Genomic DNA, 871 nt, shown 5'->3' on the forward strand with positions numbered 1-871 from the left:
TAGGCTGAATCGACATTCACCGCATCCATATGATGGCTGCGGCGATTTGTATGAAGCTTAGGAAGTGTGTTGCGCGCCTGTCAAATCGAGTTGCGATGCGTCGAAAGTGTTTGAGTTTATTGAAGCATCGCTCGACGGTGTTTCGAACCTTATAGGCTTCAAAGTCATATGGGATCAGCCGCTTTCTTGTGGGGTTGCAAGGGATCACCGCTTCAGCGCCCATATCGGCGATCAGGCCGCGCAAAGCATTTGAATCGTAGGCTTTGTCGGCGAGTACCCGGTTTGGGGACAGCCCGTCGAGAAGGGCTGGTGCAAGCGGTGCATCACCACGTTGGCCTGGTGTGAGGATCAGCTTCAGTGGTCGACCAAGAGCATCGACGGCCATGTGGATCTTGGTCGTCAGTCCTCCTCTGGAACGCCCCAGAGCCTGATCCCCCCTTTTTGGCCGCCACCCTTTCCGGTGGCTGCCTGCTGGTGAGCACGAACGAGGCTCGAATCGAGACTGATGTAGTCATTATCGGGATCATCGATCAGATGCGTGAAGATACGCTCCCACACGCCGGCGTTGGCCCATCGCGTAAACCGCTTGTGGGCGGTCTTCCATTTGCCATAGCGTTCGGGAAGGTCGTGCCAGTGAGCGCCAGAACGCAACACCCATAGCACGCCATTGACGAAGGTGAGATTGTCCGCTCCGGAGCGACCGGGATCAGCAGGCTTGCCGGGCAACAGGTCGCAAATCCTGTGCCATTGCTCTGATGTCAGTTCATAGCGTTTCGGTTTCGGCATGACGAAAACTCCAGATGACAAAATCCAGAGTTCTATGAATCACATATCAGAGCTTAATTGAATCCTGAATGTCGATTGGACCTAG

1 pseudogene is annotated in these 871 nt (G+C 54.6%); it reads right to left on the reverse strand.

The annotated features are described in order from the left end of the window. Nucleotides 1-16 precede the first annotated feature (16 nt). Nucleotides 17-786 (reverse strand): annotated as a pseudogene (locus ACQZ5K_RS27045) (IS5 family transposase). Between the last annotated feature and the right edge of the window lie 85 nt (nt 787-871).

The sequence above is a fragment of the Agrobacterium sp. 22-226-1 genome, from assembly GCF_053522345.1.